The organism is Rhizobium sp. BR 314 (genome assembly GCF_047445805.1).
Taxonomy (GTDB): domain Bacteria; phylum Pseudomonadota; class Alphaproteobacteria; order Rhizobiales; family Rhizobiaceae; genus Rhizobium; species Rhizobium lusitanum_B.
In genome coordinates this window covers 195,219-214,602 of sequence record NZ_JARWLA010000003.1, presented here as the reverse complement: position 1 = coordinate 214,602, position 19,384 = coordinate 195,219, and the positions used below count along the sequence as shown (strand labels likewise).

At 59.7% G+C, this 19,384-nt stretch carries 21 protein-coding genes, 1 tRNA gene and 1 pseudogene; 8 read left to right on the top strand and 15 right to left on the bottom strand.

Annotation, left to right across the window (positions count from 1 at the left end; genetic code table 11):
• The first annotated feature begins 114 nt into the window (after positions 1 to 114).
• Positions 115 to 1,047, top strand: a complete 933-nt coding sequence (locus tag QD461_RS05915; protein ID WP_414086875.1) for a LysR substrate-binding domain-containing protein — start codon at positions 115 to 117, stop codon at positions 1,045 to 1,047.
• Positions 1,048 to 1,118: 71 nt separating this feature from the next.
• Here QD461_RS05915 and QD461_RS05910 read toward each other — a convergent pair whose 3' ends face one another.
• Complete coding sequence (locus tag QD461_RS05910) at positions 1,119 to 1,949, bottom strand: aldo/keto reductase (RefSeq protein ID WP_414086874.1); 831 nt, start codon at positions 1,947 to 1,949, stop codon at positions 1,119 to 1,121.
• A gap of 493 nt (positions 1,950 to 2,442) precedes the next feature.
• Between QD461_RS05910 and QD461_RS05905 the strand changes: the two genes are divergently transcribed.
• Positions 2,443 to 3,126, top strand: a complete 684-nt coding sequence (locus tag QD461_RS05905) for a response regulator transcription factor (protein ID WP_184704399.1) — start codon at positions 2,443 to 2,445, stop codon at positions 3,124 to 3,126.
• A gap of 9 nt (positions 3,127 to 3,135) precedes the next feature.
• Positions 3,136 to 3,591, top strand: coding sequence for a cyclic nucleotide-binding domain-containing protein (locus QD461_RS05900; RefSeq protein WP_414086873.1), 456 nt, complete (start codon positions 3,136 to 3,138; stop codon positions 3,589 to 3,591).
• 34 nt (positions 3,592 to 3,625) lie between these two features.
• On the opposite strand, the gene QD461_RS05895 is transcribed toward QD461_RS05900, so the two are convergent.
• From QD461_RS05895 to tesB, 6 genes are all read right to left on the bottom strand, one after another.
• Entirely contained in the window at positions 3,626 to 4,429 is an 804-nt protein-coding gene (locus QD461_RS05895; protein ID WP_414086872.1) for an exodeoxyribonuclease III, read from the bottom strand.
• A 215-nt stretch (positions 4,430 to 4,644) separates the two neighbouring features.
• Entirely contained in the window at positions 4,645 to 5,313 is a 669-nt protein-coding gene (locus QD461_RS05890; protein ID WP_414086871.1) for an outer-membrane lipoprotein carrier protein LolA, read from the bottom strand.
• Between the two features lie 154 nt (positions 5,314 to 5,467).
• Positions 5,468 to 8,125 carry a DNA translocase FtsK 4TM domain-containing protein gene (locus QD461_RS05885; RefSeq protein ID WP_414086869.1) on the bottom strand — a complete coding sequence of 886 codons (2,658 nt, stop codon included), beginning with the start codon at positions 8,123 to 8,125 and terminating at the stop codon, positions 5,468 to 5,470.
• Between the two features lie 272 nt (positions 8,126 to 8,397).
• On the bottom strand, positions 8,398 to 9,768 hold the full coding sequence (locus QD461_RS05880; protein WP_414086868.1) for an ammonium transporter: 1,371 nt from the start codon (positions 9,766 to 9,768) through the stop codon (positions 8,398 to 8,400).
• A 27-nt stretch (positions 9,769 to 9,795) separates the two neighbouring features.
• Positions 9,796 to 10,146 carry a P-II family nitrogen regulator gene (locus QD461_RS05875; protein ID WP_184704411.1) on the bottom strand — a complete coding sequence of 117 codons (351 nt, stop codon included), beginning with the start codon at positions 10,144 to 10,146 and terminating at the stop codon, positions 9,796 to 9,798.
• A gap of 214 nt (positions 10,147 to 10,360) precedes the next feature.
• The gene (gene tesB / locus QD461_RS05870; protein ID WP_414086867.1) at positions 10,361 to 11,245 is read right to left on the bottom strand and encodes an acyl-CoA thioesterase II; all 885 of its coding nucleotides are present in this window, start codon (positions 11,243 to 11,245) and stop codon (positions 10,361 to 10,363) included.
• An 83-nt stretch (positions 11,246 to 11,328) separates the two neighbouring features.
• On the opposite strand from tesB, the gene QD461_RS05865 reads away from it, so the two are divergent.
• Complete coding sequence (locus QD461_RS05865; protein WP_414086866.1) at positions 11,329 to 12,543, top strand: ubiquinone biosynthesis hydroxylase; 1,215 nt, start codon at positions 11,329 to 11,331, stop codon at positions 12,541 to 12,543.
• 43 nt (positions 12,544 to 12,586) lie between these two features.
• Here QD461_RS05865 and QD461_RS05860 read toward each other — a convergent pair whose 3' ends face one another.
• Both QD461_RS05860 and QD461_RS05855 read right to left on the bottom strand, forming a co-directional pair.
• Complete coding sequence (locus QD461_RS05860) at positions 12,587 to 13,099, bottom strand: helix-turn-helix domain-containing protein (protein ID WP_414087075.1); 513 nt, start codon at positions 13,097 to 13,099, stop codon at positions 12,587 to 12,589.
• Positions 13,100 to 13,156: 57 nt separating this feature from the next.
• A pseudogene (locus QD461_RS05855) lies at positions 13,157 to 13,231 on the bottom strand (hypothetical protein); the annotation flags it as partial.
• On the opposite strand from QD461_RS05855, the gene QD461_RS05850 reads away from it, so the two are divergent.
• The gene (locus tag QD461_RS05850) at positions 13,199 to 13,411 is read left to right on the top strand and encodes a hypothetical protein (protein WP_414087088.1); all 213 of its coding nucleotides are present in this window, start codon (positions 13,199 to 13,201) and stop codon (positions 13,409 to 13,411) included. The pseudogene QD461_RS05855 and the gene QD461_RS05850 sit on opposite strands and share 33 nt — an antisense overlap.
• Positions 13,412 to 13,467: 56 nt before the next feature.
• Entirely contained in the window at positions 13,468 to 13,887 is a 420-nt protein-coding gene (locus tag QD461_RS05845; RefSeq protein ID WP_414086865.1) for a nuclear transport factor 2 family protein, read from the top strand.
• A 76-nt stretch (positions 13,888 to 13,963) separates the two neighbouring features.
• Here QD461_RS05845 and QD461_RS05840 read toward each other — a convergent pair whose 3' ends face one another.
• From QD461_RS05840 to QD461_RS05825, 4 genes are all read right to left on the bottom strand, one after another.
• A complete protein-coding gene (locus tag QD461_RS05840; protein ID WP_037154712.1) occupies positions 13,964 to 14,152 on the bottom strand; it encodes a Trm112 family protein in 189 nt (62 codons plus the stop codon).
• 112 nt (positions 14,153 to 14,264) lie between these two features.
• Positions 14,265 to 14,924 carry an LON peptidase substrate-binding domain-containing protein gene (locus tag QD461_RS05835; RefSeq protein WP_414086864.1) on the bottom strand — a complete coding sequence of 220 codons (660 nt, stop codon included), beginning with the start codon at positions 14,922 to 14,924 and terminating at the stop codon, positions 14,265 to 14,267.
• Between the two features lie 216 nt (positions 14,925 to 15,140).
• Entirely contained in the window at positions 15,141 to 16,115 is a 975-nt protein-coding gene (trxA, locus tag QD461_RS05830; RefSeq protein WP_414086863.1) for a thioredoxin, read from the bottom strand.
• Between the two features lie 158 nt (positions 16,116 to 16,273).
• A complete protein-coding gene (locus QD461_RS05825; RefSeq protein WP_414086862.1) occupies positions 16,274 to 16,783 on the bottom strand; it encodes a prolyl-tRNA synthetase associated domain-containing protein in 510 nt (169 codons plus the stop codon).
• A 244-nt stretch (positions 16,784 to 17,027) separates the two neighbouring features.
• Here QD461_RS05825 and QD461_RS05820 point away from each other — a divergent pair.
• Positions 17,028 to 17,102: transfer RNA gene (locus tag QD461_RS05820), tRNA-Gly, on the top strand.
• Between the two features lie 210 nt (positions 17,103 to 17,312).
• Positions 17,313 to 17,954, top strand: coding sequence for a DUF1007 family protein (locus QD461_RS05815; protein WP_414086861.1), 642 nt, complete (start codon positions 17,313 to 17,315; stop codon positions 17,952 to 17,954).
• 37 nt (positions 17,955 to 17,991) lie between these two features.
• Here QD461_RS05815 and QD461_RS05810 read toward each other — a convergent pair whose 3' ends face one another.
• Positions 17,992 to 18,735 (bottom strand): phosphatase PAP2 family protein, encoded by a 744-nt coding sequence (locus QD461_RS05810; RefSeq protein WP_414086860.1) that lies wholly within the window; start codon positions 18,733 to 18,735, stop codon positions 17,992 to 17,994.
• Between the two features lie 98 nt (positions 18,736 to 18,833).
• Complete coding sequence (locus QD461_RS05805) at positions 18,834 to 19,025, bottom strand: hypothetical protein (RefSeq protein WP_414086859.1); 192 nt, start codon at positions 19,023 to 19,025, stop codon at positions 18,834 to 18,836.
• Positions 19,026 to 19,384: the final 359 nt, after the last annotated feature.

Sequence of the window (19,384 nt, the reverse complement as noted above, 5' to 3'; positions counted from 1 at the left end):
TGTTCTCCTGATGTAACGAGGCGAAACCTCGATGCCAGCAATATGGATTTGTGGACCTTGATCCGGTAGACCGGTAAATTCGAACCAAAAGTCTCTCTATGTGGACATTTCGCGATGGCATTGAATCTCAATGATCTGCAGATCTTCGTCCAGGCGGTCGACAACGGTGGCTTTGCCGCCGCCGCGCGCAGACTGGGTATGCCGAAATCGACGATCAGCAAACGCATTGCCGCTCTGGAAGCGGATCTCGACACACGGTTGCTTCACCGCACCTCGCGCAGCTTCCTGCTGACCGATTCCGGACGAGACTTCTATGAGCACGCGACAGCCGCGCTGATCGAGGCGGAAGCAGCCGAAAACGCCGTGCGGCGGCGTCACGTCGAGCCGAGCGGCATCGTTCGTATCACCGCCTCCGTGCCATCAGCCCAATTCGTGCTCGCGGATCACCTTCCCTCACTCGCCATTGCCTATCCCAAGCTGACGCTGCAGATCCATGCCACCGATCGGTTCGTCGATCTGGTACAGGAAGGCTTCGATATCGCCGTGCGCAGCCACTTTTCGCCGCTGCCGGATTCCGAACTGGTTCAAAGGCAGGTTTCGGCTGACGACATGATGCTGGTCGCCTCTCCCGCCTATCTCGAAAGGCACGGTTTACCGGCCGATCCGCAGGCGCTGCAGCATCATGACGGCCTGCTCGTTTCGCAGATAGCAAAGACATGGCAGCTTCAGAATGCCGAAGGCGGATCACTCACCGTTTCCCCTCTCTGCCGCTTCGTCGCCGACGAGACGCTTGTCTTGCTGCGGGCGGCAATCTCGGGCCTCGGTATCACCTGCCTGCCGGAAGCGGCATGCAAGGCGGCACTCAAGAGCGGCGAGATCGTTCGAATTCTGCCCGACTGGACGGCCGGCAGCGTCACCACCACGATCCTGACCACCCACCGCCGCGGCCAGTTGCCGGGCGTGCGCACCGTCGTCGAGTTTCTCGCTAGGCGTTTGGCGGCTCGCCATGGAGATGCGGATAACCCAACGCGCCAGGAGATGCGCTGAAAAGAAGAAGGCCCGATGCGATTGCAACGGGCCTTCCCTTGAAACTGCAGTTTATTTGCGTGAGCCTGACATCAGAACGTCGCGGTCATCGGATCCGGGCCGATGCGGCCGCTGGCCGAATCGAGCTTGGCGATCTCAGCCAGATCGTCGCGGTCGAGCTTGAAGTCGAAAACCTTGAGATTTTCTTCGATACGGCTCGGCGTTACTGATTTCGGGATGACGATCAGGCCATTGTCGATGTGCCAGCGGATGATGACCTGGGCCGGCGTGCGGCCGTGCTTGGCGGCAACCTTGCCGATCGTGGCATTCTCCAGAAGCTTGCCCTGGCCGAGCGGGCTCCAAGACTGCGTCTTGATGCCGAGCTTGTCGTGAACTTCGCGCAGCGCCTTCTGCTGAAAGGTCGGATGTAGCTCGATCTGATTGAGCACGGGCGTCACGCCGGTTTCGCCGATGATGCGGTCGAGATGCTCCTTGGCGAAGTTGGAAACGCCGATCGAATGGGCGCGGCCCTCTTCCTTCAGGCGCACGAAGGCCTTCCAGGTGTCGAGGTAACGATCGCGATGCGGCGACGGCCAATGGATGAGGTAAAGGTCGACATAATCGGTACCGAGCCGCTTCAGGCTCTCGTCGAAAGCCTTGAGAGTGGAATCGAAGCCCTGCGCCTCGTTCCAGAGCTTGGTCGTCAGGAAGATATCCTTGCGGGCGACGCCCGACTGGCGCATGCCTTCGCCGACACCATCCTCGTTGGCATAGATGGCCGCGGTATCGACATGGCGATAGCCGGCTTTCAAAGCGGTGCTGACGGCCATCGGCGCAACGTTTTCCGGCGTCTGCCAGACACCGAGGCCGACCTGCGGAATGGAGTTGCCGTCATTGAAAGTGATCTTCGTTTGCGTGGTCACGATAAGTCTCCAAAGGATGAGATGGGGGTGGAGTGAAGGCGTGATTTAAATTTTGAAAGAAACGATTTGGGCCAAGCCCGCATGGGCGTGCCGGTAGGAGAGCTATATAGTAGAGAATATTGGGATTTTAACCCCACACGGCGTTTCAGACAACGCAAACCGTCAAGCTTTTCGAAGGCGGAGGAAAGGGCTGCCGTGGTGGCGCAGGAGCCGCTCTTCGATATCGCGATATCAAGGCAGAATCGATTAGGAATACGGAGCTCTGCGGACGGCGATTTTTACCCGGCGCAGTACCCGTGACAAATATGGCGGCAATCCGTCGGGTGGAGTGCTTGCCTTTTCAATTTCGCTCACATGTTTTTGCTTTGCGCGTGATTTCGTTTGAAATCATAGCAGTTTCAAGCAAACCACCAAGCCTGGGCTGCGTCTCGACTTGCTAAAAATGCAATTTGGCGTAGGACTTAGGAGGGATTAGAACGAGGATCCGAACGGCATGACCGCACGCACCATTCTTCTGGTGGACGATGACAACGACCTGCGCGAGATGCTGGTCGAGCAATTATCTCTCTACGAGGAATTCAACGTCCTGCAGGAAGTGACGGCTGGAAAGGGCGTGCAGACGGCGCGCACCGTGCCTGTCGACCTCCTCATCATGGATGTCGGGTTGCCTGACATGGATGGCCGCGAAGCCGTGAAGCTGCTGCGCAAGAACGGCTTCAAGCCGCCGATCATCATGCTGACGGGTCACGATACGGATTCCGACACCATTCTCGGCTTGGAAGCCGGTGCGAACGACTATGTGACGAAACCCTTCCGCTTCGCAGTGCTGCTTGCCCGTATCCGTGCGCAGTTGCGCCAGCACGAGCAGAGCGAAGATGCGACCTTCACCGTCGGACGCTATCTCTTCAAGCCGAGCCAAAAGCTTTTAACCACCGAAGACGGGCAGAAGATCCGTCTTACGGAAAAGGAAGCGGCGATCATCCGTTATCTCTATCGTGCCGACCAGAAGGTCGTCACCCGCGATATCCTGCTCGAAGAAGTCTGGGGTTATAATTCCGGCGTGACCACGCACACGCTTGAAACCCATGTCTATCGCCTTCGCCAGAAGATCGAGCGCGACCCATCCAGTGCCGAAATTCTGGTGACAGAAAACGGCGGCTACAAGATCATTCCGTAGGCAGCAGACATGGCGCTGAACGACGATATCCGCCTGCTGTCGCAACTGCCGCTCTTCCACGGCATGGGCGATGAGCCGTTGCGGCTGATCGCCTTCGGCGCCGATCGCCGCCGCGTGTCAGAGGGCCAGACCCTGTTCCGGGAAAAGTCCCCTGCCGAATGCGCCTACGTGGTGACGCGCGGCAGCTTCGAGCTCAGCACCATCGACACGGCCGGACAGAAGCAGTTGGAAGCCGTGGTGCAGGCCGGCACCATGCTGTCCGAACTCGCCCTGGTGACGTTGGTGGAGCGGAAATACACGGCCGTCGCCGCCGAAGAGTCCGACGTGATCCGCATTACCCGCGCCCTCTTCCACCGGCTAATCGAGGAATACCCCGACGCCGGTCTGCTGATCCAGAATCGCATCCGCGAAAACTTCGCGGCCCTTGCCAGGCAAACGGCAGCGCTTCTCGGCCGTTTTTCCTGAGAGCCTGAGATCACAGGTCTTCGGCTACATTGTCCTAGAGATCGAAATGCGCCATGACGGGGACGTGGTCGGACGGGCGATCCCAGCCGCGTGCCGCCTTCAGGATCTCAATTCGCTGCAGATGCGGCCCAAGATCGGATGACGACCAGATGTGGTCGAGACGACGACCACGATCGGCCGCTTCCCAATCCTTGGCGCGATAGCTCCACCACGTATAAAGCTTCTCGCTGGCAGGCACCTGCTGACGCATCAGGTCGAGCCAGGCGCCGCGCTTCATCACTTCAATCAGCCCATCGGTCTCGACCGGCGTGTGGCTGACGATCTTCAAAAGCTGCTTGTGCGACCACACATCGTGCTCAAGCGGCGCAATATTGAGATCGCCGACAAGGATCGCCGATGTATTCGGCTCGGCATTGGCATGCAGCTTCTTCATCTCCTCGATGAAGTCGAGCTTATGGCCGAATTTCGGGTTGATATTGCGATCCGGCTCGTCGCCGCCCGCCGGAACGTAGAAATTGTGCAGGCGGATGCGCCGCCCGCCGCGCTCGAAGATCGCCGAGATATGCCTGGAATCGCCGACATTGCAGTAATCCTGCCGGTGATCTTCGGTCAGAGGGAAACGCGAGGCGATCGCCACGCCATGATAGCCTTTCTGGCCATGGATGATGATGTGCTCGTAGCCGAGCGCCTTCAGCGGCGCATAGGGGAAAAGCTCGTTCGGAACCTTGGTTTCCTGCAGGCAAAGAATGTCGGGCCGGGCGTGCATCACGAACTGTTCGACGATGGGCATGCGCAGCCGCACCGAGTTGATGTTCCACGTCGCAATCGAAAATCCCATGCCCAAGCCTTTCCCGTCGTGAGGGTAAGGCTTTAGACCGGCGGCAACGGAAAGGAAAGGTCATTCCGCCACATCTGCAACCGCAGAGCAACTCCCGGAAAAGTGCCAGGTGGCTTTCCGTCCGGAATTGCATAACAACAAAAAGAGAGAGCCTTTCCGCGGTTCGAAGAAAAGCGGAAAGGCTCTGAGGCCGGAGATGCAGGTCGGCGCCTTTATCAGCGCGTGTAGTCGATGCGGAAAACGCTGTCGTCGAAGGCGACGTTGGTCTTGACGTTGTTGATGATGACGTCGGTTGTCTTGCCCTGCGGATCGATCACGGTCCACTGGCGCAGGTCGTAGGTTTTCGAATCGAAGATCATCGTGATGGTGGAATCGCCGAAGACGGTGCGATTGCCGAGCGTGATCTTGGTGAGATCCGGCTTGGAGTCTACATCGCGCACCATGTCGGCGGAGAGATCGATCTTGTTGGCGAGCAGCAGGCTCAGCGGCGTCTTCGACAGCTGATACATGTTGCGCGTCTGGGTCTGGTCGTTGAGGACCTGAACGTTGTTGCCGTCGCAGATGACACGCATGCGGGACGGCGGCTCGTAGTTGAAGCGCATCTTGCCCGGCCGCTGGATGAAAAATGAACCGCTCATCTGGTCGCCGCGCGGCCCGATCTGCAGGAAGCCGCCCTTCATCGTCTTGATCGAAGAGAAGTGGTCGGCAATGGCCTGGGCGATGCCGGGATTAAGGGCGGCTCCAGCTGCCTGTGTCGGTGCTGGGGCCTGGGCGAGCGCCGAAATCGGCAAAGCGCCCGCCATGCCAACCGCGACCACCGCGCCGAGAAAATACCGGCGGCTCAGGGAAAGTCGGTTGGACGGCTGCGCATCAATCTTTGTCATCGAATTCTCCTTCATGCTTCGTCCATGGCGCGCAAAATCGGCGTCTTCATGGCGCAGCGACCCAGGGCCGCTAGGGGGTCGCGATCAAATTTGCCTGATCATGGGCGGGATGCCGAACATAGGCGGGATATGTGACACGGAAAGGCGGATCGCCTCAGCGATCCAGAATATCCGCTTCGGTGGGAACGAGAATCTCGCGCTTGCCGGCGTGGTTGGCCGGGCCGATCACGCCTTCCTGCTCCATTCGCTCGATCAGCGAGGCGGCACGGTTGTAGCCGATGCCGAGACGCCTCTGGATGTAGGAGGTCGAGGCCTTGCCGTCTCGCAGCACGATCGCGACCGCTTGATCGTAGGGATCGTCCGATTCGGAGAGATTGGAGGTGCCTGCCGGGCCGTGACCGTCTTCGTCCTCATCCTCATCGATGGTGATGGCATCGAGATATTGCGGAGCACCCTGCGTCTTCAGGTAGGCGACGATATCCTCGACTTCGCCATCGGCAACGAAAGGACCGTGCACGCGCTGGATGCGCCCGCCGCCAGCCATATAGAGCATGTCGCCCATGCCGAGCAACTGCTCCGCGCCCTGCTCGCCGAGGATGGTGCGGCTGTCGATCTTCGACGTTACCTGGAAGGAGATGCGGGTCGGGAAGTTCGCCTTGATCGTGCCGGTAATGACGTCGACCGAAGGACGCTGGGTCGCCATAATGACATGGATACCGGCGGCACGCGCCATTTGCGCCAGGCGCTGCACGGCCCCTTCGATATCCTTGCCGGCGACCATCATCAGATCGGCCATTTCGTCGATGATGACGACGATATAGGGCATCGGCTTCAGGTCGAATTCTTCCGTCTCGTAGATCGCCTCGCCGGTGTGGCGATCGAAGCCAGTCTGAACTGTGCGGCTGATAGCCTCGCCCTTGGCAACGGCCTGCTCGACACGAGTATTGAAGCCATCGATGTTGCGCACACCGATCTTCGACATCTTCTTGTAGCGCTCTTCCATCTCGCGGACGGTCCATTTGAGCGCGACGACGGCCTTCTTCGGGTCGGTGACGACAGGCGACAGAAGATGCGGAATGCCGTCATAGACGGAGAGTTCGAGCATCTTCGGGTCGATCATGATCAGGCGGCATTGCTCCGGCGTCATGCGATAGAGTAACGACAGGATCATGGTGTTGATGGCGACGGATTTACCCGAACCGGTGGTGCCGGCCACGAGCAGATGCGGCATCTTGGCAAGGTCGGCGATGACGGGCTCGCCTCCAATCGTCTTGCCGAGCGCCATGGCAAGCTTCGCCTTGGAGCCCTCGAAATCGCGGCTGGCAATCAGCTCACGCAGATAGACCGTCTCGCGCATGGAGTTCGGCAGCTCGATACCGATGGCGTTGCGGCCGGGAACGACGGCAACGCGGGCGGCGATCGCGCTCATCGAGCGGGCGATATCGTCGGCAAGACCGATCACGCGAGAAGATTTGATGCCAGGCGCCGGCTCCAGCTCGTAAAGTGTGACGACCGGGCCGGGACGGACATGGATGATCTCGCCCTTGACGCCGAAGTCTTCCAGCACGCCTTCGAGCATGCGGGCATTCTGTTCGAGCGCATCGGCCGAAAGCGTCGCATCGCGGGCAACGGCCTTGGGCTCGGCCAGCAGATGCACGGCCGGCAGCTGGAAGCCGTAGGGGCGGATGAAGGAGGTCTGCGCCTCTCGCTCTGCCCGTGCGCCAGGCTTCGGACGCGACGCCGCCGGAACGACACGCTGTCCAGGGACCGCCTTCGGCGAGGCAGCACGCAGCGGCCATTCGTCTTCATCCTCGTCGTCGGGCAGAATACCGGCAGGCCGCGGCGGATCGCGATCATAGCTCGAATCATCGTCCTCATCGTCACCCATGCTGATGGAGGGTGCGGACACGACCCGACGCGCTGCCGAGCCTTCGAGCGACGGCTCGACGCGAGCCATCGGCGCCTTCGCACGCGCAGGCTCGTTCAGTGTACCGAATTCGTCATCATTGAAATCATAGGGCGCATCGAAAGCATGGTCGCGGCGTTTGCGCGGCCCCATGCCGAACAGGCGGCGGAGGCGGGCCTGGGTATTGTACCAGGCATGCATGACCGCGCCAAAGGCCATGAAGTTGCTGAGGAAGCTGCCGCGGTCGTCATCCTCGTCCTCGTCGCCGACACGGCGCGCACGGCTGCGCGTTTCCTCGTACTCTTCTTCATCCTCTTCGTCTTCGACGGGGCTTTCCCCGATCACACCGGCGCCGAAGAGCATGAGCCAAATCGCAGGAACGGCAAGCAGTGAGCCGATCACGATGGCGAAGACACCGCTCGGATAGGTGCCTATGAAGAGTGCTGGAAACCGCAGCAGGATATCGCCGATAACCCCGCCGATGCCGTTCGGGATCGGCCAGGTCGGTGGTGCCGGGAAGCAAGCCATGGAACCGGCCGCGACGACGCAGCCACCCAGCCATGCGCCGAGACGCGACGGTACGCGGTTGAGCTTCCGATTGGAAATGAAGGCGAAGGCCCAGGCGGCAACGGGCAACATAGCAACCAGGGAAGTCAGGCCAAGGGCCTGCATCATGATATCGGCGAATGCGGCGCCGGGAAAACCGAGCAGATTGGTCGGAGCATTGCCTGTAGCGTAGGAATAGCTGGGGTCCATGACGTTCCAGGTCGCCAGCGCAGCAACGGCGAGCGCTAACAGGAACAGCAATGCGAAGCCGGCCAGACCCTTGACCTGACGCCAAACCACACTCGATAGCGATAAACGGTCGGGGCGACCGCTCAACGCCGCCGAATTGCTTCTGCCCATGATATCCAGCCCCGTTCCTTGTCGATAGCGCAAGCGAATCGGTCGATGCCCACTCGCCGGCAGGTTAGCCCTACCTAATCAGAGGAGGGTTAATGGCATGTTAACCATGCACGCCAACCTCCGGAATCGCAGCCCCACATGGGAGAAGGGCGGTGGCCAAACAAAAAGGGCCCGAACCGAGGTTCGGGCCAAAAGCAGCCGGTTACGAAGAAACCGGTTGCGACGGGATGTTCAGCGACGCCGGTTGTTGGCCCCGGCATCGCAAGCTGCGATTAGGAATTGTGGTAGGCGGCTTCGCCGTGCGAGGCGAGGTCGAGGCCTTCGCGCTCGGCTTCCGGAGCCACACGCAGGCCGATGACGACGTCGACGATCTTGTAGAGGATCGCCGAGCCGATGCCGCACCAAAGGATGGTGGTGACGACGGCGGTCAACTGCACCATGACCTGACTGCTCATGGTGACGCCATCGGCATAGCCGACGCCGCCGAGCGAAGCGCTGGCAAAGATACCGGTGGCGATGGCACCGAAGATGCCGCCGATGCAGTGAACGCCGAACACGTCAGCAGTATCGTCGTAGCCGAACTTGTTCTTCACGACGGAGACGAAGAAGTAGCAGAGCGGCGAGACGATAAGGCCCATGATGATCGCACCCATCGGGCCGGCGATACCGGCAGCGGGCGTGATGGCGACGAGACCGGCAACCATGCCCGAAGCGCCGCCGAGCATGGAAGCCTTGCCGCGGGTGAAGGTTTCGACCAGCGACCAGGAGATAATGGCGGCTGCAGTCGCAATGAAGGTGTTGACGGTGGCAAGCATCGCACCACCGGAAGCTTCGAGGTTCGAGCCGGCGTTGAAACCGAACCAGCCGACCCAGAGCATGGAGGCACCGACCATGGTCAGCGTCATGGAATGCGGAGCCATCATGTCCTTGCCGAAACCGACGCGCTTGCCGACGAGGAGGGCGCCAACGATGCCAGCGATACCAGCATTGATGTGGACGACGGTGCCGCCAGCGAAGTCGAGGGCGCCCATCTTGAACAGCATGCCGTTGGAATCCCAGACCATGTGGGCGATCGGGAAGTAGACGAAGGTCGCCCACAGCGCGCAGAAGAGCACAGCCGCGCCGAACTTGATGCGTTCGGCGAAGGCGCCGATGATCAGAGCCGGCGTGATGGCGGCAAAGGTCATCTGGAACAGCATGAAGATGAATTCAGGAATGACGACGCCCTTCGAGAAGGTCGGAGCCGTGGTTGCGGTCGAAACGCCCGAAAGGAACATTTTCGCCGTGCCACCCCAATAGGGGCTGGTGCCGCCGCCAAAGGCGAAGGAATAGCCGTAGAGAACCCAGAGGATCATCACGACAGCACCGATCATGGTGCACTGCATCAGGACCGAGAGCATGTTCTTCGCGCGGACGAGACCGCCATAGAACAGGGCAAGGCCCGGTACGAGCATGAACAGCACGAGAATGGTGGAGATGAACATGAAGGCGGTATCGCCCTTGTCCGGCACCGGCGTTGCGGCAGTCGCAGCAGCGGCAGCGGCTGGAGCCGCTTCCTGCGCGAAAGCGATCGCCGGCGCGAGCACGGCCGCAGAAAGCATGCCCACCCGTGTCAGGGCGGAGGAAAGCTTAGAAATTGACATGCAAATAACTCCCTGATCAGCCGTGTCTTACAGAGCTTCTGAATCGGTTTCGCCCGTACGGATGCGCACGGCATGGTCGATCGAATAGACAAAGATCTTGCCGTCGCCGATCTGGCCGGTCTTGGCGGCAGCCGCGATGGCCTCGACGGCCTTGTCGACGATCTCGGACGCGACAGCGACTTCAATCTTCAGCTTCGGCAGGAAGCTGACGGCATATTCCGTGCCGCGATAGATCTCGGTGTGCCCCTTCTGGCGCCCGTAGCCTTTTACTTCGGTAACAGTCAGGCCCTGAATGCCGACAGCGGTGAGGGCCTCGCGGACCTCATCGAGCTTGAACGGCTTGATAATGGCCATCACAATTTTCATCTGGTTTCCCATCCTTTGTTTAGCCTCGGCACGGAGCCGACTCTCCTTGCCGCCGACGAATGTTTGAGCAGCGACTGGAGATACACATTCAAAGGACGTGCCAGATTCGCGGCACATTCATAAACTATTGAAATAAAACAGATTTATTATAAGCGCCCAATAAGGCGGCGATTGCCTCGCCGTCAACAGCCTAAATAAAGTGCATATTTATAGGTTTGCGCTTTATTTAATCATTTGCCTTTTTGCGAATCAGGCCTTCCTGCGCCACCGACGCAATCAGGATACCGGATCGCGTAAATAGACTGCCGCGGGCAAAGCCGCGCGCACCGGATGCGCTGGAGCTTTCCTGGCTGTAGAGCAGCCAGTCGTCGAACCTGAAAGGACGATGAAACCACATGGCGTGATCGAGGCTCGCCACCTGAACGCTCGGGTCCAGAACCGATGTACCATGCGCATTAAGGGCGACATCGAGCAGGGTCATATCGGAGAGGTAGGCAAGCACGGCATTCCGATAGAGCCGGTCGTCAGGCACGGGGCCGGTCAGCCGCACCCAGATATTCTGCCGCCTGCTCGGTTGCGAGCGCGAAAAATAGCTCTCGATCGAGACGGGCCTGATCTCGATTGCACGCTTGCCTGCCCAATAGCGGCGCACATTCTCGGGCGCGTGCACGATATAGCGCGCCTTGATCTGCTCCTCGTCCATCAACTCCTCGGGCATCGGCACCTCGGGCATCTCCTCCTGATGATCAAAGCCGGGCTCATCGACCTGGAACGAGGCCGTCAGTGCGAAGATCGCCTTGCCGTGCTGGATGGCCAGCACGCGCCGGGTATTGAAGCTGGAGCCGTCGCGCAGGCGATCCACCTGATACAGAATCGGAACCGAGGGATCGCCCGGCAGCATGAAATAAGCGTGCAGGGAATGCACGAACCGATCCCCCTCGACCGTGCGCTGCGCCGCCATCAGCGCCTGGCCGATAACCTGCCCGCCGAATACGCGCTGCCAGCCCACCTGCGGGCTGTTGCCGCGAAACAGATTCATCTCGATCGTCTCCAGATCGAGCGTCGTGAGCACGGTTTCCATGGGGGTGGGCTTTTCCGTCTCTCGCGACATTTTGCTTGAACTCCGATGGTAGGAACCGTGAACAGGATGTTCTATATAGAGTAGGAAGTGACAGTAAGACACAGGGAAGCGCTATGTTGGACATGCTGGTAGTGGGTGGCGGATATGTGGGTCTTGCCGCAGCGGTCGCAGTCAAGCAGGCAGCCCCGCATCTCGAAGTCATGGTCATAGAGGCCGCCCCGGAGAGCGTTTGGAAGAAAGATATGCGGGCTTCCGCGATCATCGCCGCCGCCTCAAAGATGCTGGAGGTTCTTGGCGTCTGGGATGAAATCGCGCCGGAAGCAGAACCGATCACCCGCATGATCGTCACCGATTCGCGCACCAGCGACCCCGTGCGCCCCGTCTTCCTGACCTTCGACGGCGAAGTCGCCGAAGGTCAGCCCTTTGCCCATATGGTGCCGAACGTCACCATGGTCGGTGCCTTGCGCGATGCCTGCAAGCGGCTGGGTGTCCAGATCCGTCACGGCCTCAGCGCCACCAGCTTCGTGACCGACGACAGCAAGACGACCCTGACCCTTTCGGATGGCAGCACGCTGGAGACGAAGCTGCTGGTCGCCTGCGACGGTGTGCGCTCCAAGCTGCGCGACATGGCCGGCATTAAGACGGTGAACTGGGATTACGGCCAATCCGGCATCGTCGTGACAGTCGAGCATGAGCGGCCGCATGGCGGCTGCGCCGAGGAGCATTTCCTTCCCTCCGGCCCCTTCGCCATCCTGCCACTGAAGAACAACCGCTCCTCGCTGGTGTGGACGGAGCGCACCTCCGATGCCGAGCGGCTGGTCGCCGCTGACGACCTTGTCTTCGAAGAGGAACTGGAGCGCCGCTTCGGCCACAAGCTCGGCGCACTGCGCGCCATCGGCGATCGTCGCGCCTTCCCGCTTGGCCTCACGCTTGCCCGCGCCTTCGTTGCGCCGCGCTTTGCACTGGCGGGAGACGCTGCCCACGGCATCCATCCGATCTCCGGCCAAGGCCTCAACCTCGGCTTCAAGGATGTTGCAGCACTTGCTGAAACCATCGTCGAAGCAGATCGCCTAGGCCTCGATATCGGCTCGATCAATATCCTCGAGCGCTACCAGACCTGGCGGCGCTTCGACACCTTCCGCATGGGGGTGACGACCGACGTGCTGAACCGGCTGTTCTCCAACGACAATACGCCTCTCCGCATCGCCCGAGATTTCGGCCTCGGCATCGTCGACCGCCTCCCCAGCCTCAAATCCTTCTTCATCGGCCAAGCCGCCGGCACGACCGCCAAGGATAATCCGCGGCTGCTTGCTGGCGAGGCGATCTGAACACCTCCGGGGCGAGTGCACTTGATCTCGGGCAGAGGCTCAGTCAGGCCAAATGCTTGAAATAAAGTGCCGGTGTCGTGCCGAAATGCGCGCGAAACAGTTCGATAAAGGCGCTGACCGTTTCGTAGCCGAGGTCGAAGGCGACCGTGGTCACAGAATTTCCGACGGCCAGCATTTCCAAAGATCGCAACAATAGTGCGCGACGGCGCCAGGAGCTGAATGAAAGGCCCGTTTCCAGCTTGAACCGCCGGCTCAGGGTGCGCGGCGCGATGCCGGCCCAGGCAGCCCAATCCTCCATGCGCCGCCGTTCGGCCGGTGCATCCGCAATGGCACGCGCAATTCGTTGCAGCCGGGGGGCAGCCGGCATGGGCAGATCAAGGGATTCTCCCGGTATCGCAGCGATTTCATCCAGAATGACTCCCGCGATCCGCGATTGCGCCTCGGAAAATGGCCCGTGCTTCCAACTCGCAGCTCGCAGCACCGCCTCATTCAACAGACCCGACAGGCGGATCACCCGAGGGGTACTCGGCAAGGTGGAGCAAGCAGTCTCTGCCACATAGACGCTCCAGCCATGAAAAGCACCGTGCGACGTAAAATCATGCTCGATATAGGGAGGAAGCCACACCGCATTGATAGGCGGGATGAGCCAGCGGCCATGATCCGTACCGATCGTAACCAGGCCCCGCATGGTGCCGAGCAATTGACCATGCGCATGACTGTGTCGTTCCGTGCGCCGCATTTCAGCCTGTCGGCGGAGACTGACCAGGATTACCGGTTCTGCCGTCGAATCGAGGCGAAGGGGATCAACGAGAAAATCTTGCATGGCCTCAAAGCCGTATTGAATGGCATGGATACGTTAGCAAGGTAGAAGCGGGCAAGCTAGGTGAAAGGCACACCCAACCTGAAAACACGACGGAGATAACGATGTCGACCGAAGCTGCCATGACACAGGGCGAAGTTCATGAACTACTCCACCGCATGTTTGCCGCCTTCACCGATCCGACAACCAAACCGGAGAAATTCGCCGAGCTGCTGACACCCGACTACATCCAGCGGGTCGACGGAAAGCAGCTCGACTATGAGGGCTTTCTCCAACACAGCCGAGCGCTTCAGGCCGAGCTTGCTTCAAGTAGCATCAGCTTTGAGCAGGTGGTAACCGACGGCGTTTCCGCAGCCACTGTTCATGTCGCGGAGGGGGTGAAAATCGACGGCGAGCGCATTCGGCTCAAGGTGATCGCCTACTATCAGTTTCGAGGAAATCGCATCAGCCTGGTTGACGAACTAACCTACCTCATCGAGGGCGCGGCCCATGACCAGGATTTGGGCTCGCGAATGCCAGATTGAAGGCTAGTCGGTGGGAGATTGTGGGGATCCGCAACGGACGCACGCGCTGGCATTCAAGGCCCTGATCCAGAAAGCCTCAATCCTCGATGCGGCGGGCTTCCGAAATCAGCATGATCGGAATGCCGTCGCGGATCGGATAGGCAAGGCGCGCCTTTTCCGAGATCAGCTCGTTCTTTTCCCGATCGTAGCTCAGCCGCCCCTTGGTAAGCGGGCAGACGAGCAGGTCGAGCAGTTTCGGATCCACCTTGCTGACAGTGACATCCATAGGCAAACTCCCAGGGCAATTCCAGGAAAAGTGCTGAGCGATTTTCCGTCCGGAATTGCGTGAAAACAAAGAGATAGAGCATCTCCGCATTTCGAAGAAAAGCGGAGATGCTCTATTGCAGGACCGAGCCGGTATCGCCGGAGCCGGCGAGCACAATCTTGATGATGGCGATGAAGGTTTCCGCGCGGGTTTTCAGATCGTGAGCCTCCAGAAGCGCCTGCTTCTCGGCGGGATCGAAGGGCGCCATCATCGATAGCGAGTTTACCAGCATCATATTGTCGGCGCGCTCGACGCTTTCCCAGTCCGCCTCGAGTTTGTTGGCATCGAGATAACTCCGGAAAGCCGAGAGCAGCGCCGGACGGTCGACAGTGCCTTCCTCATGATGCGACTTGAGGTCGGAGATGAACGGTGTAATGCGAAACGTACGATAGGGCTGCTGGGTGGTAACCTCGTCCATCAGCCGGAAGCGGCAGATACCCGTCAGGGCGACGATATAGCGTCCGTCGCCGGTCTCCGAGATGGAGGTGATACGGCCGAGGCAACCGACATGCGCGAGATTGGGCGAATCAGCCGGTTCGCCGAGCGCCGGCTGCACCATGCCGATCAACCGGTTGCCGGATATGGCGGCATCGAACATGGCGAGATAGCGCGGCTCGAATATATTGAGCGGCAATTGCGCTCCCGGCAGCAGCAACGCACCGGAAAGAGGGAAAATGGCCACGGCGTCGGGCAGATCGCTTGGTTTCAGGTATCTGGCATTACCAACTTGCATGTTTCCATCCCGCTAGATCACTGCGCCGCGCGCCGCAATGGGCGCGCAGGAACGACACACAACCGCGCGGCCGTTGCCATTTTCTGCCGCGCATCCCACCAATGTGGGCTCGTCTGCCGAAAACACAAGGATATTTTGCGCCAAAACGCCCTTTGCTTCCACTCCGACCTGTTCCTGACGATCGAGAGCGGAAGGCCCAGTGCCGCACCAGCCCGCTTAGGAGAACAGGATCGACGAAAGTTTGCGGCGGGCAGCGATCGTTGCCGGATCCTTCGGACCCCAGACGTCGAAGAATTCGAGCAGCTGGCGGCGGGCGCCGTCATCGTCGAAGCTGCGATCCTTGCGCATAATGAGAAGCAGATGCTCAGCCGCTTCGTCGCGCTTGCCTTCGACATTGCGGATCTTGGCAAGCTTCACGCGCTGCTCGTGGTTGTCCGGGTTGGTAGCCAGTTCGTGCTCGATGGCAACGGGGTCGCCAAGCTTGCGGGCTTCCTCGATCTGGTCGAGCTTCTTGACCACCGCCTGGATGCCGGCATCGTTGGCAAGCGTTTCGGGCAGATCCGTCAGGGCTTCGCGGGCTCGCTGGCTCTGGCCGGCTGCAATCATGCATTCCGCCATGCCGGCAAGTGCCTTGGCATTTTCCGGATCCGCCTGCAGCACTGCACCGAACAGCTCGGCAGCACCGTTGACGTCGCCGGCTGCAAGCAGGCCGCTTGCTTCCTCGAGAACGGCGGCAATTTCGGCAGCCTGATCATCGGTACCGCCAGCGGGACCGCCGAGGCGATCGATGAACTGGCGAACCTGGCTTTCCGGAACGGCACCCATGAAGCCATCGGCAGGACGGCCATTGACGAAGGCGATGACGGCCGGGATCGACTGGATGCCTAACTGTCCGGCGATAGACGGATGATCGTCGATGTTCATCTTCACCAGCTTGACCCGGCCCTGGGCTTCGGTGACGACCTTTTCCAAAACAGGCGTCAACTGCTTGCACGGACCGCACCAGGGCGCCCAGAAATCGACGAGCACCGGCTGATTGCGCGATTCCTCGATGACATCCTTGGCGAAGTTGGCGGTGGTCGTATCCTTGATCGGCGAGGCGCCGGATGTCTCAGGTGCTGCGCCAAACGATGCCGAGGCCGACATCTGGCCGCCGAAGGAAGCGTTATAGGGATTGTTCGGACCGCTCATAAGTGTCTCCCGCCTGCCGGCATCCGTGATCTTTGGAAGGCATACCTCCCAAACGAACCGATTAGGTCCGCATGGCTGCACGCCCATTGAAATCGTCAAAACGATGGGACGATCCGCAGACGCCCCGCTCGCAATAATCTTAGCGCTAAAATCGTACCTTAGGCCGTTACTTTCAAGACTAGCGGCGCATGACCCGTCGCCTCCATGAAGCGCAGCAGGTCGGCACTGGCAATAGACGTTGTCGCATCGTTCGACAGCGGGTGACAGTTGACGATACCATGCGCCATCAGATCGGCATCGAGGATGAAGGTCACGTTGTTACTCGTATCATTGATCGCGCCGAATGCGGTGACCGAGCCCGGGATGACGCCGAGATATTCCATCAGCTTCTCCGGCTTGCCAAAGGAAACCTTGCTCGCCGCGCCGATCAGCGTGTGTACGGTCTTCAGATCGACGGTCGCGTTCTCTTCGACGGTCAGTAGGAAGAAGTTATCCTTCTTGTCCTTCACGAACAAATTCTTCGTGTGGCCGCCTGGAATCTCGTCGCGCAGCGAAACCGATTCGGCAACGGTGAAGACCGGCGCGTGATCCTTGGTGCTGTGGCCAATGCCAAGCCCGTCAAGGAATCGGAAAAGATCGTCGCGTGTTTTCGGATTGGTCTCGGTCATGGCTTCTCACGATGCAAAATAGTCTGCCCCTGATACGTCGCCCACATTTTCATTGCAATCTTTCAGACGCGAAAGGCCGACGTTTCCGGGCTTTTCGAAGGGGCAAACAAAAAACTCGAAATTTTTCTTGGCGAACTCGTCATTTCCCTGTTGCATTTGAAAATCGGTTAGGCCATATACCGCCCGTCGCCGCAAGACGACGCCCAGCGGTCCAACAAACTACCCCGGATCGCGACGGGAATGAGCGGGTGTAGCTCAGGGGTAGAGCACAACCTTGCCAAGGTTGGGGTCGAGGGTTCGAATCCCTTCGCCCGCTCCAATTTTCTCAATGAGAGTATTTACGACTAGGCCGGCAGCGGCCTTTCGTCGTTTTCGGCTTGGTATGGCGGAGTTGCCGCATGCCGCGGCGTCCGGCATTCTGTGAATCGAAACGATCGATGGCCGCGGGAGTTCTTCGGGTCTCAAATCAGTCTCAATTGACGTTCAGGTCTGCGGGCCAGACTGACAAACGGAACGCGGTATTGCTCGCATGAAAAGAAAGATGCCCCTGCTGATTGCGATGTTGTCGCTTCTGCCCGGGCCTGTGCTTGCCCATCCGCATATTTTCATCGACGCAAAATTCGAGGTCGTGGCGGCACCGGACGGCTCCATCAGCGAGCTTCGCAACGCCTGGACCTTCGACCAGGTGTTTTCCTCGTCGGTGGTCGTGGATTTCGATAAGGCCGGCAATCCGACGCTCACGCCGAGCGAGCTCAAGGCGGTCGGCAAGACGGTCAAGGATTCGCTTGCGCAGTACGGCTACTATACGAACGTCACCAGCAACGGCAAAGCGGTGCCGATGGCCAAGCCCGACGCCATCCAGGCCGATTACAAGGACGGCTCGCTGATCCTCACCTTTTCGCTGAAACCCGAGCAGAAGACCTTCCTCAAGGGAAATACGATCTTCGGGATCTATGACAAGACGCTCTACACGGCCGTCGATTTCGCCACCGACAACGATATGACGGTTTCGGGAGTGAATATGGCTCGCTGCAAGCGCAAGGTCATCAGACCCAACCCCAAGGAAGTCATGGCGGAGAATCAGGCGGCGCTGACCAGCATGTTCTTCAGCGATCCGAAGGGCACGGACTACTCGCTGCTTGTGGCAACGCGGCTGGAAGTCCAGTGCTAATGCCACGCTATGGCCCGGCAACGCTCTGACGGCTCTCTTACTCCTTTGGCGGCAGATCTCGCGCCGCGCCATCCGCGCGCCGTGAGGGCGATATGAAGCGGCGGGCGACCATCCAGCAGGCAAGCGCCCACGTCGCCCCGGCACACCAGCCACCGAGCACATCAGTTGGATAGTGTACGCCGAGATAGAGGCGACTCATGCCGATCAGCAGGGTCAGCAGGATACCGACCGCGACGATGAAGATGCGCGTTGACCGATAGCTGCGCGTGCCGGAAATGAGGGCCGCCAAGGTCAGATAGGTCACGGCCGAGACCATTGCGTGGCCGCTCGGAAAACTCAGATCGTTCACCTCGACAAGATGCGGCACGATATCCGGCCTCGCTCGCGCGACGCTCAGCTTCAACACTGCGCTGAGCGCCCATCCGCCAAGCACTGAGACCAGAACGAAGATGGCGATCGCACGATGTCGGTCCAGCAGCAGATAGATCGTCACCAGCGCCGTCATCATTGCGAGGACGGTCGTTCCACCGAGGCTCGTAACGTCCTTGACGGCATGTGTGAGCCATCCCGGCCCAATCGGGACAGACAGATCGGCAGGCTGGCGAAGGGCCAGCAATATCGCTTCATCAAACCCCTTCGTGCTGCCCTCCAGAACCTCGCCGGTCAGATAGACGAAAAGCAGCACGCCACCCGAAAGCGCGGCGAACATCAGGAGCAGCAATGGCTCGTAGCGCCCGAGCCGTCCGATTATACCCGCGTTGCGAGATCTCTGATCATTCATACCCTGTCGACTGCCAGCCTGTATTCCTGTTGCCGTTTCCATATTCGGAGCGATCTGTCGTCTCCCGGAGTTCTGTCCGAAATGAGGACAATCGCTATCTAGTGATGGAATAAATGCAATCCAACCGCAATAAGCCGATAATCGGGCTGCGTTTTGCGCGAGGTTTCAGGTTCATGAAATATTCCGCCTTTATTCTTACACAGAGCCTTTGCGATCACCGTCGGCAGCAGGGCGCCATTGCCCATGGGGAAAGCATCGCGCATGCCACCAAACCAACATGACAGCGCCATCAGGTCCCATCGCCTCCAAGGCCCGCAGGGAGCCTTTCAAATGCAGATCACTGAGCGCGTGCCGAACCTCGCTGATGGAGCCTGCAAGCACCTGTATGCGGGAATGGGAACGGCAAAGCCGCTTCGCGGAACGCAAGCTAAGTCTCTGAGCAGCCGACCATGAAGTTTGGTAGACGCTGCTCCCGGCTTGGCTCAGGTGAAACAAGACGTTCGATTAATGAGTCAAACTTACCGTATGCGTCTCAAATTTTCTCTATTTTGAGAACCTTGAGCTGTGATACTAGTGCGTTAAGGGCGATCAGGGACCGGGTATTGTCAGAGTGTTAAGTGTTGGAACATCTTTCGCCGCCCGGTTGCTC

What these genes read in the sequence shown, in the direction of transcription:
- QD461_RS05915 (WP_414086875.1), top strand. Translation starts at nt 115, where the DNA reads ATGGCATTGAATCTCAATGATCTGCAGATCTTCGTCCAGGCGGTCGAC.
- QD461_RS05905 (WP_184704399.1), top strand. Translation starts at nt 2,443, where the DNA reads ATGACCGCACGCACCATTCTTCTGGTGGACGATGACAACGACCTGCGC.
- QD461_RS05900 (WP_414086873.1), top strand. Translation starts at nt 3,136, where the DNA reads ATGGCGCTGAACGACGATATCCGCCTGCTGTCGCAACTGCCGCTCTTC.
- QD461_RS05895 (WP_414086872.1), bottom strand. Translation starts at nt 4,429, where the DNA reads ATGGGATTTTCGATTGCGACGTGGAACATCAACTCGGTGCGGCTGCGC.
- QD461_RS05890 (WP_414086871.1), bottom strand. Translation starts at nt 5,313, where the DNA reads ATGACAAAGATTGATGCGCAGCCGTCCAACCGACTTTCCCTGAGCCGC.
- QD461_RS05885 (WP_414086869.1), bottom strand. Translation starts at nt 8,125, where the DNA reads ATGGGCAGAAGCAATTCGGCGGCGTTGAGCGGTCGCCCCGACCGTTTA.
- QD461_RS05880 (WP_414086868.1), bottom strand. Translation starts at nt 9,768, where the DNA reads ATGTCAATTTCTAAGCTTTCCTCCGCCCTGACACGGGTGGGCATGCTT.
- QD461_RS05875 (WP_184704411.1), bottom strand. Translation starts at nt 10,146, where the DNA reads ATGGGAAACCAGATGAAAATTGTGATGGCCATTATCAAGCCGTTCAAG.
- tesB (WP_414086867.1), bottom strand. Translation starts at nt 11,245, where the DNA reads ATGTCGCGAGAGACGGAAAAGCCCACCCCCATGGAAACCGTGCTCACG.
- QD461_RS05865 (WP_414086866.1), top strand. Translation starts at nt 11,329, where the DNA reads ATGTTGGACATGCTGGTAGTGGGTGGCGGATATGTGGGTCTTGCCGCA.
- QD461_RS05850 (WP_414087088.1), top strand. Translation starts at nt 13,199, where the DNA reads ATGATCCGTACCGATCGTAACCAGGCCCCGCATGGTGCCGAGCAATTG.
- QD461_RS05845 (WP_414086865.1), top strand. Translation starts at nt 13,468, where the DNA reads ATGTCGACCGAAGCTGCCATGACACAGGGCGAAGTTCATGAACTACTC.
- QD461_RS05840 (WP_037154712.1), bottom strand. Translation starts at nt 14,152, where the DNA reads ATGGATGTCACTGTCAGCAAGGTGGATCCGAAACTGCTCGACCTGCTC.
- QD461_RS05835 (WP_414086864.1), bottom strand. Translation starts at nt 14,924, where the DNA reads ATGCAAGTTGGTAATGCCAGATACCTGAAACCAAGCGATCTGCCCGAC.
- trxA (WP_414086863.1), bottom strand. Translation starts at nt 16,115, where the DNA reads ATGAGCGGTCCGAACAATCCCTATAACGCTTCCTTCGGCGGCCAGATG.
- QD461_RS05825 (WP_414086862.1), bottom strand. Translation starts at nt 16,783, where the DNA reads ATGACCGAGACCAATCCGAAAACACGCGACGATCTTTTCCGATTCCTT.
- QD461_RS05815 (WP_414086861.1), top strand. Translation starts at nt 17,313, where the DNA reads ATGAAAAGAAAGATGCCCCTGCTGATTGCGATGTTGTCGCTTCTGCCC.
- QD461_RS05810 (WP_414086860.1), bottom strand. Translation starts at nt 18,735, where the DNA reads ATGAATGATCAGAGATCTCGCAACGCGGGTATAATCGGACGGCTCGGG.
- QD461_RS05805 (WP_414086859.1), bottom strand. Translation starts at nt 19,025, where the DNA reads ATGGCGCTGTCATGTTGGTTTGGTGGCATGCGCGATGCTTTCCCCATG.